A 13,830-nucleotide genomic window follows, 5' to 3' on the forward strand; every position below is an offset into this window, starting at 1 on the left:
CTTAGTGGAAAAAGACGTAGGCGACGAAGACGGCGGTGATCACGCCGGCCAGGTCGGCGATCAGGCCGGCCGTGATGGCATAGCGCGTCTTGCGGATGCCCACCGAGCCGAAGTACAGGGCCACGATATAGAACGTGGTGTCGGCCGAGCCCTGGAAGACGCAGGCCAGGCGGCCGACGAACGAGTCGACGCCGTAAGTGTTCATGGCGTCGATCATCATGGCTTTCGAACCGGAGCCGCTGAGCGGCTTCATCATGGCCGTGGGCAGGGCGGGCACGAAGTCCGTATTGATGCCCAGGTTGGCGAAGAACCAGTTCATGCCGCTCATCAGGAAATTGAATACGCCCGCGTTGCGGATCACGCTGATGGCCACCAGCATGCCGACCAGGTAGGGAATCACGGTGATCGACGTCTGGATGCCGCCTTTCGCCCCTTCGATGAAGGCGTCATACACGTTCACCTTCTTGCGCAGGGCGCCGATGATGAAAATGGCGATGACGCTGATCAACACCAGGTTGCTGACCACTTTGGAGACCAGTTCGATTTCCTGTTTCGTCAGGTACTGGGTGAAGTACCAGATCATGGCGACGATGGCGCTCGTCATGCCGCCCATCCAGCCCAGCACGACCCGGTTGAGCAAGTTGATGCGCTGCTTGATGGAGACGGTGATGATGCCGACCATGGTGGCCACATAGGTGGCGATCATGCAGGGAATAAAGATGTCGGACGGGTCGGCCGCGCCGAGGATCGAGCGCTGCGCCATGATGGCCAGCGGAATCAGGGTCAGGCCCGAGGTGTGCAGCACCAAAAACATGATTTGCGCATTCGTCGCCTCTTCCTTGTTCGGATTCAAGGTTTGCAGGCTTTCCATGGCCTTCAAGCCGAATGGCGTGGCCGCATTGTCCAGGCCCAGCAGGTTGGCCGAGAAATTCATCACCATGTGGCCCGTGGCCGGATGGTCCTTGGGAATTTCCGGGAAGATCCGAGAAAAGAAGGGCGCGATCACTTTCGCCAGCCAGCCGACGATGCCGGCCTTCTCGCCGATGTTCATGATGCCCAGCCATAAGGTCATCACGCCCGCCAGCGGCAGGGCGATATCCATCACGCCCATGCGCGCCGTCTCGAACGTGCCGTCGATGATGCGCTTGAAGATATCGGTATCGCCGAGAAACAGCCACTGCAGCACTGCGGCCAGGAAGCCAACGAGGAAAAAGCCGGACCAGATGTAATTAAGTGCCATATGCGATCAGTTCTGTGTGTCGGGGAGGTGAAAAATATCTGCAAGCAAAGTATAGAGGTAGCCCGATACGAGTTGATGAAAGAATGCAGCAATCGCATGCCAAAAAGTTATAAGCTGGCAGTCTGTTTTCATTGGCGCCCCGTAGCTTGCCCGCGTAGTGTGGGGGATGCCTGTCGCTTGTCGCTGTTCTTTACCCTTGTCTGCACTGGATCACTGATGATGTTGTTATGCAAAACCGCCTGCGCCGCCGGCCTGGCCCTGTTGACGCTATTTACCGCGCCTGCCCATGCCGCCACCGATGCCGGCGCCACGGCTGCCCGCGCGGGCAAGACCTTGCACCTGTTCCTCAGCACCAGCGAGACGGGCCTGGATCCGGCCGTGGCCTCGGACCTGGCCAGCCTGAATTTGCTGGAAAACATCTTCGATCCGCTGTTGCGCTACGACTACCTGGCGCGTCCTGTGAAACTGCAGGGCAATACGGCGCGCGGCTTGCCGCAGGTCGAGGATGGCGGCCGCACGTATATTTTCCAGATCCAGCCCGGCGTGTATTTCACGCCCGACCCCGCCTTCAAGGGCCAGCCGCGCGAGGTGACGGCGCAGGATTATGTGTACAGCCTGACGCGACTGTATGACCCCAGCCTGAAGTCGCCGTGGCTGTTTTTGCTGGAAGATAAGCTGGTCGGCGATGCGGCCCTGAAAACCAGGTTCAGCTATGACACGCCGATCGCCGGCTTGCAGGCGCTCGACAAATACACCTTGCGCATCCGCCTCAACGCCGTCGACCCGAACTTCCTGTTTTACCTGGCCATGCCGGCTACCGGCGTGGTGGCGCGCGAAGTGGCCGAGGCGTATCCGGCGCCGGGGCAGATCGGCAACCATCCCGTGGGCACGGGACCGTTCCTGGTCAAGCAGTGGAAGCGCAGCGACAAGATCGTGCTGCAGGCCAACCCCACTTTCCGTCCTACCGTGTTCCATACGGAGGCCGCCGCGCTGGCCGCCTTGCCGGCGGCCGAACGGGCCGTCGCCACGTCGCTGGAAGGCAAGCAGTTGCCGCTGGTCGAGCGCATCGAGGTGCGCATCGTCGAGGAATATCAATCGCGCATGCTGGGTTTCCTGAAAGGCGAATTCGATTACCTGGAACAAGTACCGGAGTCGATGACGGACATGGTGCTGGCCAATGGCGCGCTGAAGCCGGAACTGGCCGCCAAAGGCATCGCGCTCGAGCGCTTCCCCGTGCTGCAGACGTATTACATGTGGATGAATATGGACGACCCCGTGCTGGGCGGCACGACCAAGGACAAGCTGGCCCTGCGCCGCGCCATCGCCCTCAGTTACAACGGCCGGGAAGATATTGGCTTGCTGAAAAAGGGCCTGGCCTTGCCGGCGCAATCGCCGCTGCCGCCCAACGTGCTCGGTTACGACAAGAGCTACCGCAGCCCCGTCGGCTACGACCCCGTGCTGGCGCGCGCCTTGCTGGACCGCTTCGGCTACAAGGTGGGGGCCGATGGCTTCCGCACCCAGCCGGACGGCACGCCCCTGATCCTGACCATGCACACGGAGCCGAGCACGGTGGGGCGCTTGCGCGATGAATTGTGGCGCCGCAACCTGAACGCCATCGGCGTGCGCGTGGAATTTAAAAGCGACAAGAAGACGGAAATCATCAAGGCATCGCGCCTGGGCAAGGTGCAGATGTTCGAGACCAACTGGATCGCCGACTTTCCCGATGGTGATAACTTTATGCAATTGTTGTACGGTCCCAACAGTGGTCGCGCCAACTATGCCCGCTTCAACTTGCCCGATTACAATAAACGCTATGAGGAGGCGCGCCTGCTATCCGATACGCCGCGCCGACGCAGTCTGTACTTCGACCTGTTTCAGCTGATCCATGCCTACACGCCATGGGTGTTGCTGACACATCCCATCTCTGCCGACCTGCGGCAACCGTGGCTAAAAAACTACAGGCGCCACCCTGTGGAATTCACGTCCTGGCGCTATCTGGACGTCGATACAGCCAAGGGCCGCCCCGCAGGCAAGTGACCATGTCGCTGAAAAGGGCATTCATTCCAAAAAGTTATGGTTAGGAAAGCATTTTTCATTGGCTGGCCGCGGATGCATCGCGCTACTCTGAAAATGAAAACAAATAAAGTAATGCGCTGGCGTCATAAAAAAATGTACTGCGAGACAGACGCCGTGACCTTACAAAACAGCCTGACTTGAGAATTCAAGTTTCGATTGCCCAAATAAAGGAGAGACCCGTGAAATTGAAGAAGCTAGCGCAATTGGTGGCATTGATGGGGGTGGTGGGGCCGGTAGTGGCACAGGAAGCGGCGCCGCCAGCGATGCAACGGGTCGAAGTCACGGGCAGCAGCATCAAGCGGGTGGCCAAGGAAGGCGCGCTGCCGGTGCAAGTCATCACGTTTGACCAGATCGAAAAGCAGGGTATCACGACGGCCGAGCAACTGGTGCGCACCCTGTCGGCGAATGGCACGGGCGCCGATAACATGACGTCGGGCAATAACGTGTTTGGCGCCGATGCCGACCGGGTCAGTGGCGGCGCCTCGTTCGCCTCGCTGCGCGGCCTGGGCCCATCGAGCACCCTGGTGCTGTTGAATGGCCGCCGCATCGCCACACACGGCGCCAGCGGCAAGTCGGTCGACCTGAACTCGATCCCGCTGGGCGCGATTTCACGCGTGGAAATCCTCAAGGATGGCGCCTCGGCCATTTACGGCACGGACGCCATCGGCGGCGTGATCAATTTCATTCTGAAAACCAATTACAACGGCGTGGAAGCATCCGTTTCCACCAACGACACGCAGGCAGGCGGCGGCGCCACGCGCCGCGCCTCCCTCCTGGCCGGCATGGGCTCGCTGGAAGAAGACCGCTACAACATCATGGCCAGTTTGACCGTCGACAAGGCGCAGCAGCTCAATGGCCGTGACCGTTCCTTCGTCAACGGCTACCAGCCTGGCCGTGGCCTGTCGCCCGATACCACGGGCACGCCGTTTGCCAACCAGCTGACGGGCGCCGGTACGGCGCTGGGCACGTCGTTCCAGCTGCCGGGCGATCCGAACAAATATTTGCAAGCCAATCCGCTGAGTTTCCAGGGCAAGTGCGACAGCATCGCCGGCATGTCGCAATACCAGACGGAGCTGTGGAAAGACGTGACGTCGCCGCTGCGCACCAAGTATTCGTGTGCGTACGACTATGGCGCCGACTATGTGCTGCAATTCCCCGTCGAGCGGGCCAATCTGCTGTCGCGCGGCACCTTCCAGCTGGCGCCCGACCACCGCATGTTTGTCGAAGTGCTCGGTTCGCGCACCAAGGCCACGGCCATTTTGACGCCGATGCAGGTGCAGGCGACCATCGCCAACAAGGCTGTGTATCCGGTCGGCGGCGCGTATTACCAGGACTTGTCGGCGTACATTCCCTCGTTCGACAAGAGCAAGCCGATTTCCTACAAATGGCGCGCGAATGACGTGGGCAACCGCACCCAGGAAAACACCACCGACAATGCCCGCGTGCTGGTGGGCTTCGAAGGCAACTTCGGCAAGTGGGATTACAAGGCCGGTATTTCGCGGGCCGAAAGCACCACCAAGACCAAGCTGACGGATGGCTATTCCTACACGGACAAGCTGTATGCCGCGCTGGCGACGGGCATCATCAATCCGTGGGTCGGTGCCGGTCAGAGCCAGACGGAGGCGGCCAAGCAATTGATCGAATCGACCAAGTTCCGTGGCGCCTTCCAGCATGGCAAGACGACCCTGACGCAGATCGACGGTTCCGTCTCGGGTGAGCTGTTCCAGCTGCCGGCCGGCGCGCTGGCGATGGCGGCCGGTTTTGATTTCCGCCGCGAGGGCTATAACTTTGCGCAAGACGTCGACGCCACGCAGATTCTGCTGGCGCCAGGCAATGCTGCACTGAAAGATGCCAGCCGTACCGTCAAGGCCGTGTATGCCGAGTTGCTGGTGCCGATCATGAAGGATCTGGAAATGCAGCTGGCCGTGCGCCGCGACGATTACAGCCTGGTGGGCGCGACGACCAATCCGAAGGTGGCCTTCCGCTACCAGCCAGCCGATTTCCTGCTGTTCCGCGGTTCGGCCAGCAAGGGTTTCCTCGCGCCAAGCTTCCAGCAGCTGTACTCGGGGTCGCTGAGCCAGGAATTGCCGAATGGCGTGGTGGACCAGGAAGGCTGCGCCAAGCACCCTGGCGTGCCTGAATATTGCGCCATCGACCGCCTCGATTACAGAACGGGCGGCAACACGAACTTGAAGCCGGAAACGTCGAAGCAGGGCAGCATCGGCTTTGTCATCGAACCGTTCAAGGGCTATTCCGCCTCCGTCGATTACTGGGCCATCAATACCAAGGACCGCATCCTGAACCGCACGCCGCAAATCGTGCTGGCCAACTACCAGGCGCTGAACCAGTACATCATCCGCAATCCGGACGGCACCATCGAGTACGTGCAGGCGGGCTGGATCAATGCCGCAGGCAGCCGCGTGCGTGGTTTCGACGTGGCCTTGCGCGGCGAAGGCAAGATCAAGGATGCGAAATGGACGGCCACCCTGGATGGCACGTATATGGACAGCTTCAAGTTTGCGGAATATCAAGGCCAGGAATACCAGGAGCTGGTCGGCAAGTTCTACACGCGCGACCTGTACCTGCGCTGGAAACACAATGCCAGCTTTGGCGTCTCGCGCGGCGACTGGAGCGGCTTGCTGATCCAGAGTTTTGCTTCCGGCTACAAGGACCAGTTGCCGAATGGCGGCAAGGGTACGCCGCCGCCAGGCTTCAAGTCCGACGTGTCCAGCCACACCACGTATAACCTGTCGGGCACGTACACGGGCTTCAAGAACACCACCTTGACCCTGGGCATCCAGAACCTGTTCGACCGCGATCCGCCGTTCACCGCGCACAACGTGGATGAAGTGGTGGGCGCAGGCTGGGATCCACGCGTGGCCGACCCGCGCGGCCGCGCCTTCACCTTCCAGTTGAAATACAAGTTCATGTAAGGCGGCCATGCCGGCGGCGACCCCGCTGGCGTGCTACTCTCGTGCGGCGGCGCCTGGCGCCGCCGTTTTTATTCCAGGAAAGGGCCGCATGTCCAGTCAGACCAATTTCAGCCGGCGCCGCTTCGGCGGCTTGCTGGCCGCCACCTTGGGGGCGGCAGGCGCACCGGCGTTGGCGGCGGCCGCGCAAGGGAAGGAAACCCGCATGCAACAGCAACATCCATTGATCAAGCCGGCGCGCCTGCGCCAGGGCGACCTGGTCGCCATCCTCGCGCCGGGCGGCTTTACCGATGACGAGGCCATCGCCAAGGCCGTGCGCAATATCGAAGCGCTGGGCTTGCGTACCACCCTGGGCGCCAACATTCGCGCCGTGCACGGCAACTATGCGGGCACGGTGCAGCAGCGCCTCGACGACCTGCATGCGGCCTTCGCCGACCCCGAAGTCAAGGCCATCTGGGCCATCCGCGGCGGCTCCGGCTGCATTTCGCTGCTGGCGCTGCTCGACTACGCCTTGATCCGCCGCAACCCGAAAGTGCTGATCGGCTATTCCGACATCACGGCCCTGCACCTGGCCATCGGCCGCCAGACGGGCTTGGTGACTTTCCACGGCCCCGTGGCCTCGTCGACGTTTTCCGACTACACCGTGACGCAGCTGCAAAACGTGCTGATGACGCCGCACGACAGCTACACGATCCCGATGGCGCTGGAGAACCACCGCCGCGCGCAGACGGAGCCGAACTTCGCCATCCGCACCGTGCATGGTGGCCAGGCCACGGGACGCTTGACGGGCGGCAACCTGTGCATGGTCAGCGCGCTGGCCGGCACGCCGTATGCGGCCGATTTCCGCGAGCACATCTTGTTCCTCGAAGAAATCAACGAGGTGCCTTACCGCATCGACCGCATGCTGTGCCAGCTCGACCTGTCCGTCGGTTTTGCCAAGGCGGCGGCCTTGATGCTGGGTATCTTCGAGCATTGCGAGGCGGCCGAGGGCGACACGTCGCTGACGCTCGACGCCACGCTGGACCAGCATCTGCAGCCCCTGGCCGTGCCTGCCGTCAGCGGCTATTCGTTCGGGCATATCCGCCACCAGTTCACGATACCGATGGGCATATTGGCCACGCTCGATGCGGACAGGCAAACCTTGACCTTGCTGGAAGCGGCCGTAAGCTAGTCTGTTCGTTCGCGCACGGCGCAGCGCGAGGATTGTCAGTATGCTAGAGGCATGTGCGGCAAGGCATTCAGCCATGCCGGCATCCTTGAACGGTTTGCCCATGATCAACCGCCGCGCCAGCGCCTATATCTTCAGCCATCCGCTGGCCTTCGTGCTGCAGGTGCTGAAGGCTTTCCGCGCCAACCAGGGCTTGCTGCTGGCGGGCGCCGTCGCGTATTACTCGCTGCTGTCCATCGTGCCCCTGCTGATGCTGGTGGTGGTGGCCCTGTTGCACGTGATCGCGCAAGACGAGCTGTTGCGCACCATCGGCCACTACCTGGAATGGCTGGTGCCGGGGCAATCGAAGGCCATCGTGGCCGAGGTCGCGCATTTCCTCAACAACCGGGGCGTGATCGGCTGGCTGCTGCTGCTGACCATGCTGTTTTTCAGCTCGCTGGCGTTTACCGTGCTGGAAAACGCCATGAGCGTGATCTTCATTCACCGCGTGGCCATCCGCCGCCGCCATTTCCTCATTTCCGCGGTGCTCCCCTACTGCTACATCCTGTGCCTGGGTGTGGGCATCCTGCTGATCACCCTGGTGGCCGGCAGCCTGCAGGTGATGGGCGAGGAAAGCGTGCGCTTTTTGCGCCACGACTGGGGGCTGGAAGGGGTCTCCGGCGTGCTGCTGTATCTGCTGGGGCTGGCGGGCGAAATTCTCGTGCTCAGCTCGATTTACCTCGTCATGCCCGTCGGCCGGCTGTCGATCACGCACGCGCTGATCGGCGGCGTGACGGCGGCCCTGCTGTGGGAAATCGCCCGCCACGTGCTAGTCTGGTATTTTTCCACCCTGTCGCAGGTCAACGTCGTGTATGGCTCGATGACGACGGCCATCGTCGTCATGTTCAGCCTGGAAATCGGCGCCACCCTGTTGCTGCTGGGAGCACAGGTCATCTCCGAATACGAAAGGGTGGCCCGTGGCGGGCAAGAGGATAAGCCGCTGGCGCTAAGGACTTGATTTAAAAAGATTATTGCAGCGCACAAAAAGCTGTGTTATACTACGTTCAGTGATTGAGGTTTGGCAACAAATTATCTCACCATCCAGTTTCAGCGCGGCGACCGACAGGTGTAATGTCGATGGCGTGACAGTGTGAAGAAATGGATTTTGTAATTCCGGATACGATGGTCGCTACACCTTGGAGTCACCATGCAGATAGCATGGGAGTCCGAAAATCAGGAGGCACTTTGCAGATAGCACTGGCGTCCATGACACGATTAAAGCATTGGTAATACATTGGAACAAGCCCGCGTTTTAGCGGGCTTTTTTTCGTCTGTGGCTGGCGCGTTGAGCAAGCCACTGCGCAGCCCGCTCTCGACTCGGCGTTACTCGCCGTACTTCAGTACGGCTGCGTTACTCAAGCCGATATCGAGCTTGCTCGCTACGGTTGCTCAAGGCGCCGGGACTTTTACCGCTTCACGCGCCTTCTTTCCCTGCTTATAAAGCTCTGGCGATGAGTATCTTCTGGATATCGCTGGTGCCCTCGTAAATCTGGCACACACGCACGTCGCGGTAGATGCGCTCGACGGGGAAGTCGGACACATAACCGTAGCCGCCGTGCACCTGGATGGCGTCCGAACACACTTTTTCCGCCATTTCCGAGGCAAACAGCTTGGCCATGGCCGCTTCCTTCAGGCACGGCAAGCCCGCATCCTTCATGGCCGCCGCGTGGCGTATGAGTTGCCGCGCCGCTTCGATCTGCGTGGCCATGTCGGCCAGGCGGAATTGCACGGCCTGGTGTTCATAGATGGGTTTGCCGAAACTTTCCCGTTCGCGCGCATAGCTTAGCGCCGCTTCGTACGCGGCGCGCGCCATGCCCACGGCTTGCGAGGCGATGCCGATGCGTCCGCCTTCGAGGCCGGACAGGGCGATCTTGTAGCCTTGTCCTTCTTCGCCGATCAGGTTTTCCGCCGGGATGCGGCAGTTGTCGAACAGGATTTGCGCCGTGTCCGACGAATGCTGGCCCATCTTCTGTTCCAGCCCCGCCACGATGTAGCCCGGCGTGTTCGTCGGCACCCAGAAGGCGCTGATGCCGCGCTTGCCGGCCGCCTTGTCGGTGACGGCCATGACGATGGCCACGTCCGCATATTTTCCGCTGGTAATGAACTGTTTCGTGCCGTTGAGCACGTATTCATCGCCGTCGCGCGTGGCCGTCGTGCGCAGGGCCGAGGCGTCGCTGCCCGTGTGCGGTTCCGTCAGGCAAAACGCCCCGAGCATGGTGCCTTGCGCCAGCGGGCGCAGCCATTGTTCCTGTTGCGCATCGTTGGCGTACATCATGGCGATGCTGCAGACGGGGCAATTGTTGACGGAGATGATCGTCGACGTGCCGCCATCGCCGGCGGCGATTTCTTCCAGCACCAGGGCCAGCGACACGTAGTCGAGGCCGGCGCCACCGAGCGCTTCCGGCACGGCCACGCCAAAGGCGCCCAGCGCGGCCAGTTCCTGCAGTTCTTCTTTCGGGAAATGATGTTCCTTGTCCCAGCGGGCCGCGTTGGGCGCCAGGCGCTCGCGCGAAAAACTGCGCAGCGCTTCCTGGATCATCGATTGTTCTTCATTGAGTATCATGGGACGTCGTCTCGTTTGTTTTTATAGGTGTGGTGGAATTACCAGGCTATGGGCTTGCCATCGTAATTGCGGAACACGGCCTTGTCCGTGGCCGGCAGGCTGGCCAGGGTGGCGCGGATGCCGGCAGCGCTTTCTTCCGGCGAAAGGTCGGCGCCGGCGCCGCCCATGTCCGTGCGTACCCAGCCCGGATGGAAGGCCACGCAGCTGACGCCTTGCGGGCCATGCACGAGGGCCGTGTCGATCAGCACGGAATTGAGGGCCGCCTTGCTGGCGCGGTACAGCGAACCGCTGGGATTGCCGCGTTCGCTCAGGGAACCCATGTGCGAGGACAGCACGGCCAGCTTGCCTTTGGCATTGGCCACCAGCGGCGCCAGGATGGGCAGCAGCCGCATGGCGGCCAGCACGTTCGTGTGCATGACCGTATCGAAATCTTCCTGCGCGGGAAAACCGTCGTGGCGCGGGCCATACACGCCCGCATTGAGGATGGCCACGTCGAGCTTTTCATCGTCGAGTTTCCAGCCCAGGCCGGCACAGCCTTCCACATCCGTCACGTCGAGCTGGTGCGCTTCGGCGCCCAGTTGCCGGAGGGCTGCGCAATCGTCCGGTTTGCGGGCCGTGGCGATGACACGCCAGCCATCGTGACGGTATTGACGGACCATTTCGTGGCCGATGCCGCGCGAGGCGCCGATGATCAATGCGGTAGGCATATCTTTCTCCCTGAAAATAAAATGAAAGGCGCGCACCGTGAACCGCGGTGCGCGCCCGTGCTCAGGAGTAGCTTATACCAGTTCGATCGCCATCGCCGTCGCTTCGCCGCCGCCGATGCACAGGGCGGCCACGCCGCGCTTGCCGCCAGTTTTTTTCAAGGCGCCCAGCAGGGTGACGATGATGCGCGCGCCCGAGGCGCCGATCGGGTGGCCCAGGGCGCAGGCGCCGCCGTGGATGTTGATCTTGCTGTGTGGAATGTCGAGGTCGTGCATGGCTGCCATCGGCACGGCGGCGAATGCTTCATTGATCTCGAACAGATCGACATTGCTGCTGCTCCAGCCCGTTTTTGCATACAGTTTTTTCACGGCGCCGATGGGGGCGGTGGTGAACTCGTTGGGCGCTTGCGCATGCGTGGCGTGGCCGTGGATCTTGGCGATGATGGTGCAGCCGAGTTTTTTCGCCGTCGATTCGCGCATCAGCACCAGGGCCGCGGCGCCGTCGTTGATCGACGAGGACGAGGCGGCCGTGATGGTGCCGTCTTTCTTGAAGGCGGCCTTCAAGGTCGGGATTTTTTCCAGGCGCGCCTTTTGCGGGCCTTCATCGATGCTGACGACGGTGTCGCCGCCGCGGCCGGAGACGGTGACGGGCACGATTTCCCATGCGAAGCTGCCATCCTTGGTGGCCGCCTGCGCGCGTTTCACGGATTCGATGGCAAACGCGTCCTGCGCTTCGCGCGTGAAGCTGTATTGGCTGGCGCACTCCTCTGCAAACGTGCCCATCGAGCGGGCATTGCCCTTTTCATCGCGACTGTAGGCGTCTTCCAGGCCATCCATCATCATGTGGTCGTAGATCATGCCGTGGCCGATGCGGTAGCCGCCGCGCGCCTTCGGCACCAGGTAGGGGGCGTTGGTCATCGATTCCATGCCGCCCGCCACCACCACGTCGGCGCTGCCGGCGAGCAAGGTGTCGTGCGCGAACATGGTCGTCTGCATGGCCGAGCCGCACATCTTGGACAGGGTCACGGCGCCGGTGGAGTCCGGCAAGCCGGCCTTGCGCAAGGCCTGGCGCGCGGGCGCCTGGCCCTGGCCGGCCATCAGGCAATTGCCGAAATACACGTGTTCGACGGCGTCCGGCGCGATGCCGGCGCGCTCGACGGCGGCGCGGATGGCGACGGCGCCCAGGTCGCTGGCGGTAACGTTGGCAAAGTCGCCCTGGAAGGCGCCCATGGGAGTGCGCGCGGCACCGACGATTACGACTGGGTCATTCATGGTGGATCTCCATTGTTAAGTGATTGAAAGGCGGTGCTGGCGCTGCTGGCGCCGGGCCTGGGTGCTGCGATTGGTAACAAAAACGGATGTGCTGCGGATAGGGAAAGACGTCCTCGATATGGCCATCGAGGATGCGCTGCTTGCGCGCCTGCCAGTAGGCGGCCGTCAGCAGCTCGGCATGGTGCTGCATGAAGTAGCTGCGGATGCGCGGATTGCCCAGCAGGAAGCGACCGAATTGCTCGGGAAACACATCGTTCTTGCCGATGGGATACCACGGTTCGGCCGACATTTCTTCTTCCTCCGTGCGCGCCTCGGGAATGACGCGGAACTGGCAATCGGTGATGTACTCGATCTCATCGTAATCGTAAAAAACGACACGCTGATGACCTGTCACGCCAAAGTTCTTGTACAGCATGTCGCCAGGGAAAATATTCGCCGCCACCAATTCCTTGATGGCGTTGCCGTACTCGACGATGCCATGCTCGACGAGGTCGGCGCGGCCGTCCTTTTCGGCATTGCTGAGCCACATGTTCAGCGGCACCATGCGCCGCTCGATGTACAGGTGGCGAATGATGATCTGCTCGCGGTCTTCCTCGACCAGCGACGGTGCAAAATGCTTGAGTTCAGCCAGCAGTTCCTCGGCAAAGCGCGCGCGCGGAAACGCCACGTTCGAATACTCGAGCGTGTCGGCCATGCGGCCCACCCTATCGTGGTGCTTGACCAGCAGGTACTTTTCCTTGACCTGCGCGCGCGTGGTTTCCTTCGGTGGCGGAAAGAAATCCTTGATCACCTTGAACACGTAAGGAAACGACGGCAGCGCAAACACCAGCATCACCATGCCGCGGATGCCGGGGGCGATCTCGAAGTGGTCCGAGCTGTGCTTCAAATGCTGCAGGTAGTCGCGGTAAAACAGCGTCTTGCCCTGCTTTTGCAAGCCCAGTATCGTATAAATTTCGCTGCGCGGCTTGCGCGGCAGCAAACTACGCAGGAATTGCACATAGGCTGACGGCACTTCCATATCGGCCAGGAAATAGGCGCGCGTAAACGAGAACAGCACGGCGATCTGCTGGTGCTCGAACAGCACCGTATCGAGGACCAGCTTGGCGTGCCGGTTGTGCAGGATGGGCACGACGAAAGGGTATTCGCGGTTGCCGTTGATGCCTTTGCCGACCAGATAGGCACCCTTGTTGCGATAGAACAGACTGGTCAGGACCTGGATCTGGTGGTTCGGTTCGAGCTTGTCGCCGCCGAACAGCTGGTGCAATCGCGCTTCCACCTGGGTCACGTCGCGGTCGAGGTTGGCAAACTCGCAGTTCAGCTGGAAATTCGTCACCATGCGCTTCAGGGTGTAGCGCAAGCCATCCTTGCTTGGGTAATACACGCGGTAAGTGGGGACCAGCTCTTCCGTTTCGATGTATTCCGTGGAAACGACGGGACGCACGAAAATGTAGTCATTGTGAAAATATGTGCGGTGCAGGATGTTGCAGCAGACGGAATTGAAGAAGGTTTCCGCCAGTTCCGGCTGCTTGTGGTCGCTCAGCATGCCGATGTAGTGCAGCTTGAGCTCGCGCCATACTTCGTCGCTCAACTCCGACTCTTCGTACTCATCTTCGAGCATCTGCACGCATTCCTGCACGCGCTTGTCGTAAAAGCCGATGCGTTCGCGGGCCGCCTGCTGTGCCGCGGCCCAGGCGCCTTGCTCGAAATATTGCTTGGCGTGCTGGCTCGTTTCACGGAACAGGCGGTAATGCTTGTCGAAGCCGTCGCGGATGGTGCGCGCGATATCGAATGCAATCTGCGAAGACAGCAGTTTGGGGAAGGCTATTTGCGTCATTGGT

General features: G+C 61.3%; 9 protein-coding genes. 4 read left to right on the forward strand and 5 right to left on the reverse strand.

Annotated features, from left to right (window positions below; translation table 11 throughout):
* Nucleotide 1: 1 nt before the first annotated feature.
* Nucleotides 2-1,240 carry a nucleoside recognition domain-containing protein gene (locus tag YQ44_RS27180; protein WP_034753725.1) on the reverse strand — a complete coding sequence of 413 codons (1,239 nt, stop codon included), beginning with the start codon at nucleotides 1,238-1,240 and terminating at the stop codon, nucleotides 2-4.
* 219 nt (nucleotides 1,241-1,459) lie between these two features.
* On the opposite strand from YQ44_RS27180, the gene YQ44_RS27185 reads away from it, so the two are divergent.
* From YQ44_RS27185 to YQ44_RS27200, 4 genes are all read left to right on the forward strand, one after another.
* A complete protein-coding gene (locus YQ44_RS27185; RefSeq protein WP_071326783.1) occupies nucleotides 1,460-3,277 on the forward strand; it encodes an ABC transporter substrate-binding protein in 1,818 nt (605 codons plus the stop codon).
* A 218-nt stretch (nucleotides 3,278-3,495) separates the two neighbouring features.
* Nucleotides 3,496-6,249 carry a TonB-dependent receptor gene (locus tag YQ44_RS27190; protein ID WP_071326028.1) on the forward strand — a complete coding sequence of 918 codons (2,754 nt, stop codon included), beginning with the start codon at nucleotides 3,496-3,498 and terminating at the stop codon, nucleotides 6,247-6,249.
* Nucleotides 6,250-6,337: 88 nt separating this feature from the next.
* A complete protein-coding gene (locus tag YQ44_RS27195) occupies nucleotides 6,338-7,417 on the forward strand; it encodes a S66 peptidase family protein (RefSeq protein WP_071326029.1) in 1,080 nt (359 codons plus the stop codon).
* 73 nt (nucleotides 7,418-7,490) lie between these two features.
* The gene (locus YQ44_RS27200) at nucleotides 7,491-8,411 is read left to right on the forward strand and encodes a YihY/virulence factor BrkB family protein (protein WP_232251004.1); all 921 of its coding nucleotides are present in this window, start codon (nucleotides 7,491-7,493) and stop codon (nucleotides 8,409-8,411) included.
* Nucleotides 8,412-8,888: 477 nt separating this feature from the next.
* Here YQ44_RS27200 and YQ44_RS27205 read toward each other — a convergent pair whose 3' ends face one another.
* The 4 genes from YQ44_RS27205 to aceK form a co-directional block, all read right to left on the reverse strand.
* Nucleotides 8,889-10,016, reverse strand: coding sequence for an acyl-CoA dehydrogenase family protein (locus YQ44_RS27205; protein ID WP_071326030.1), 1,128 nt, complete (start codon nucleotides 10,014-10,016; stop codon nucleotides 8,889-8,891).
* A 38-nt stretch (nucleotides 10,017-10,054) separates the two neighbouring features.
* Entirely contained in the window at nucleotides 10,055-10,723 is a 669-nt protein-coding gene (locus tag YQ44_RS27210) for an SDR family oxidoreductase (RefSeq protein ID WP_071326031.1), read from the reverse strand.
* Nucleotides 10,724-10,795: 72 nt separating this feature from the next.
* Nucleotides 10,796-11,992 (reverse strand): acetyl-CoA C-acyltransferase, encoded by a 1,197-nt coding sequence (locus YQ44_RS27215; protein WP_071326032.1) that lies wholly within the window; start codon nucleotides 11,990-11,992, stop codon nucleotides 10,796-10,798.
* A complete protein-coding gene (aceK, locus tag YQ44_RS27220) occupies nucleotides 11,985-13,826 on the reverse strand; it encodes a bifunctional isocitrate dehydrogenase kinase/phosphatase (protein ID WP_071326033.1) in 1,842 nt (613 codons plus the stop codon). Before aceK ends, YQ44_RS27215 begins: the two co-directional genes overlap by 8 nt.
* Nucleotides 13,827-13,830 lie beyond the last annotated feature (4 nt).

This window comes from Janthinobacterium sp. 1_2014MBL_MicDiv, assembly GCF_001865675.1.
GTDB lineage: Bacteria > Pseudomonadota > Gammaproteobacteria > Burkholderiales > Burkholderiaceae_D > Janthinobacterium.

Coding starts and splice junctions, on each gene's coding strand:
- YQ44_RS27195 (WP_071326029.1), top strand. CDS start 6,338: ATGTCCAGTCAGACCAATTTCAGCCGGCGCCGCTTCGGCGGCTTGCTG.
- YQ44_RS27215 (WP_071326032.1), bottom strand. CDS start 11,992: ATGAATGACCCAGTCGTAATCGTCGGTGCCGCGCGCACTCCCATGGGC.
- aceK (WP_071326033.1), bottom strand. CDS start 13,826: ATGACGCAAATAGCCTTCCCCAAACTGCTGTCTTCGCAGATTGCATTC.
- YQ44_RS27200 (WP_232251004.1), top strand. CDS start 7,491: ATGCCGGCATCCTTGAACGGTTTGCCCATGATCAACCGCCGCGCCAGC.
- YQ44_RS27205 (WP_071326030.1), bottom strand. CDS start 10,016: ATGATACTCAATGAAGAACAATCGATGATCCAGGAAGCGCTGCGCAGT.
- YQ44_RS27185 (WP_071326783.1), top strand. CDS start 1,460: ATGTTGTTATGCAAAACCGCCTGCGCCGCCGGCCTGGCCCTGTTGACG.
- YQ44_RS27210 (WP_071326031.1), bottom strand. CDS start 10,723: ATGCCTACCGCATTGATCATCGGCGCCTCGCGCGGCATCGGCCACGAA.
- YQ44_RS27180 (WP_034753725.1), bottom strand. CDS start 1,240: ATGGCACTTAATTACATCTGGTCCGGCTTTTTCCTCGTTGGCTTCCTG.